General features: G+C 65.4%; 4 protein-coding genes. All 4 read left to right on the plus strand.

Annotated features, from left to right (window positions below; all coding sequences use genetic code 11):
* Positions 1-88 precede the first annotated feature (88 nt).
* From tnpA to AC5ZG5_RS45840, 4 genes are read left to right on the plus strand one after another with little or no spacing between them, the layout of a single operon-like run.
* On the plus strand, positions 89-550 hold the full coding sequence (tnpA, locus tag AC5ZG5_RS45825) for an IS66-like element accessory protein TnpA (protein ID WP_456645712.1): 462 nt from the start codon (positions 89-91) through the stop codon (positions 548-550).
* Complete coding sequence (gene tnpB, locus AC5ZG5_RS45830; RefSeq protein WP_091897204.1) at positions 547-900, plus strand: IS66 family insertion sequence element accessory protein TnpB; 354 nt, start codon at positions 547-549, stop codon at positions 898-900. The genes tnpA and tnpB overlap by 4 nt, the downstream gene beginning before the upstream one ends.
* Before the next feature lie 50 nt (positions 901-950).
* Complete coding sequence (gene tnpC / locus AC5ZG5_RS45835; protein WP_456645735.1) at positions 951-2510, plus strand: IS66 family transposase; 1560 nt, start codon at positions 951-953, stop codon at positions 2508-2510.
* A gap of 29 nt (positions 2511-2539) precedes the next feature.
* Positions 2540-3130: a UPF0149 family protein gene (locus tag AC5ZG5_RS45840; RefSeq protein ID WP_455998985.1), complete on the plus strand. Its 591-nt coding sequence runs from the start codon at positions 2540-2542 to the stop codon at positions 3128-3130.
* Positions 3131-3162: the final 32 nt, after the last annotated feature.

Below are 3162 nucleotides of genomic sequence, written 5' to 3' on the forward strand. Positions count from 1 at the left end.
ATCGTAACCGGCATGAGGCCCCCACCTAGCCATCCTTCGGCTTGCGCGCGATACAGCCTGGCATGAGCGGATCGGTGGAGGTGTAACGATGGCAAATGCCATGCTTGATGCCAGGCAGGAAGGTGACTCCTATCGTCGCGTCGAGGTGATCACTGGGGAGCGCCGACGGGGACGGTGGACGGGCGAGGAGAAGGCCCGGATCGTGGCGGAGAGCTTTGAGGAGGGTGCGAACATCTCCGAGGTGGCGCGGCGCAATGGGGTTTCCCGCGGGCTGCTTACGGTGTGGCGACGCCAAGTTGCGGCGGCGGTAGCGGGCAAGGCGCCAAGCTTCGTGCCGATCCAAATTGGTGCCGAGAGCGGTGGCGGGACAGCTGGCGAGTCCGAGCGTATTTCGCCGGTACAGACGAAGCCTTTGGAGATCGCCGCGCCGCCGGCCAAGGTCTGCGGGGTGGTCGAGATCGAGGTGAACGGGGCGCGCATCCGGGTCGAGTCGGGCGTGGAGCTGGCGACCCTGTCGACGGTGCTGGCGGCGCTTCGGGGGATCCGGTGATTGCACTACGGTCTGACCTCAAGGTGGTGCTGGCGGCACAGCCGGTCGACTTTCGCAAATCGGTGCACACGCTGTCGGCGCTGGTGAGCGAAGCGCTGCGTGCGAACCCGTATTGCGGCGACGTCTTCGTGTTCCGCAGCAAGCGCATGGACAGAGTGAAGCTTCTGGCGTGGGACGGCAGCGGCATGGTGCTGGTAACGAAGTGGTTGCACCAAGGACGTTTCACCTGGCCGCCGATCCGCGACGGCGTTGTGCATCTCAGTGCGACGCAGCTTGCGATGCTGCTCGACGGGCTCGAGTGGACGCGTGTGTCGCCCAAGCCTGTGAAGCAGCCGACCGTTGTCGGCTGAGGCGTGAGGATTTCGCTGGAGCACGGGTCGCGCGGATGTATCGTCTGATCATGGCGATTCGTCCCGACGCTCTCCCGACCGATCCGGCGGCTCTGACCGAGATGGTGCTCGCGCTTGACGCTGAGAACGAGAAGCTGCGCGTAGCAATGCAGACGCTCAAGGAGATGATCTTCGGGAAGCGGTCGGAGCGGCTTGCGGTGCTCGTGGACGAACAGCTTGCGCTCGAGCTGGGCGATCTTGAGGCTGACCCTACGCTGCCTGCGCCCGCCAACGATGATGTGGCTGTGGCGAAGCCACCCAGCAAACCGCGCAAGAAGGCGCGCCGCAACATCGGCGCGCTTCCAAAGCACCTGCCGCGCTGCGAGCAGGTGCTGGAGCCGGAGGCAACCGCGTGCCCATGCTGCCAAGGTCAGCTCCACAAGATCGGCGAGGACGTCAGCGAGGTGCTGGACATCATCCCGGCGATTCTGCGGGTGTTGCGCACGATCCGTCCTAAATATGGCTGCCGCAGCTGCACCGATGGTGTGGTCCAAGCGAAGGTGCTGCCGCGCCTGATCGAGAGCGGCATGGCCTCGACCGCACTCGTGAGCCACGTGGTGATCTCGAAGTTCGCCTGGTATCTGCCGCTGTATCGGCAAGTGCAGATTCTGGCCGGCCAGGGCGTCCATCTCGACCGGTCGACGCTTGCCGGCTGGGTGAAGCGTGCGGCCTGGTGGCTCAGGAGCCTCTATGACCTCCAGCTGCGCACGATCCAGGCCGCGCCGCGCGTGTTCTGCGACGAGACGCCGATGCCGGTGCTCGATCCCGGACGACATCGCACCCGCATCTGCCAGTTCTGGGCGCATGCCATGGATGACCGGCCATGGGGTGGGCCGTCGCCGCCGGCGGTCGCCTACGTGTTCGCCGAGGGCCGCGGCACCGAGGAGATCGCCGGACAATTGACGGGTTTTTCCGGCATTCTGCAGGTGGATGGTTATGCCGCCTACAAAGCACTCGCCCGCAGCCATGGCAGCGCGATCCAGCTCGCGTTTTGTCTTGCTCACGCCCGCCGCAAATTTGTCGAGGTCTACAAGACGACGCAGTCGCCGTACGCGCGCGAGGTGATCGAACGCCTGCAGGCGGTCTATGCCATCGAAGCAGAGATCCGCGGCAGCAGCGCCGAGCAGCGGCTGGCCGCCCGCTGCACCAGGGCTGCACCGCTGATGGCAGCGCTCAAGGTGCGACTGACCGAGATGGTCGACCAGCTCTTCTCCCAGTCGAAGCTGACGGAGGCCATCAACTACGCGCTCAACCACTGGGACGGATTGACGCTGTTTCTCCGCGACGGCCGCATCGAGGTCGACAGCAATACGGTCGAGCGGTCCATGCGCCCGATTGCCATGGGAAGACGCAACTCATTGTTCAGCGGCAGCGAAGGTGGCGCCGAGAGCTGGGCGATCCTGGCGTCGATCGTGAACACAGCAAAGCTCCATGACCTTGATCCGCAGGCCTACCTGACCGACGTGCTGGAGCGCATCGCCTCCGGGCGAACCAAGAGCCATCAGTTGTACGAGCTGCTCGCCTGGAACTGGAAGGCGGCGCACCAGCGTGCCGCACAGGCCGCGGCATGAGCCCGCGGCGCCATAAGGCATCGTCGTCGATGGCGGTCGCCGCGATGCCGCTTGAGGAACTCGAGCGGTGGCTGCAGGCTCGCGTCGATCGGCATCCTGCCGCCACCAGCATTCCCATGCTCGACGGTTACGTCGCCGCGATCGTGGCTGGACCGGTGTCGATGAGCCCACTCGACTGGATCTGCCCGCTGCTCGCCATCGATGCCGATGCTTTCAACCACGGCGGCACCCCGGAGTTCGCGGCGATTTCCACCGTCGCGCTGCGTCATAACGAGATCAGCCAGACCCTTTCGACCACGCCTCGCCAATTCGCGCCGATGCACCGGCGTGAAGTCAATGGCGACATCGATCCGCGCCCCTGGTGCCAGGGTTTCTACGCCGCGATGCGGCTCAGGCTGTCGGCGTGGGCGCCGTTGCTGGACGCCAGCAACGTCAATCACGGCCAGCTTCTGACCATCCTGCTGCACTGTCGCGACGATCAGGGCCGTCCGCTGCTCGGACCGCCGCGAAGCGGCCGCGAGACCGAGGACTTTCTTCGCAATGCCCACCTCGATATCCCAGCGGCCGTCGAGGCGCTGCGCCAATACTGGATGCCGATCCGCTACGCACGCGCCCGCTGATCACTGCGGACGTGGGAGCTCTTACCGCTTAC

Source organism: Bradyrhizobium sp. Ses1, from assembly GCF_059512365.1.

Coding starts and splice junctions, on each gene's coding strand:
- AC5ZG5_RS45840 (WP_455998985.1), top strand. CDS start 2,540: ATGGCGGTCGCCGCGATGCCGCTTGAGGAACTCGAGCGGTGGCTGCAG.
- tnpC (WP_456645735.1), top strand. CDS start 951: ATGGCGATTCGTCCCGACGCTCTCCCGACCGATCCGGCGGCTCTGACC.
- tnpA (WP_456645712.1), top strand. CDS start 89: ATGGCAAATGCCATGCTTGATGCCAGGCAGGAAGGTGACTCCTATCGT.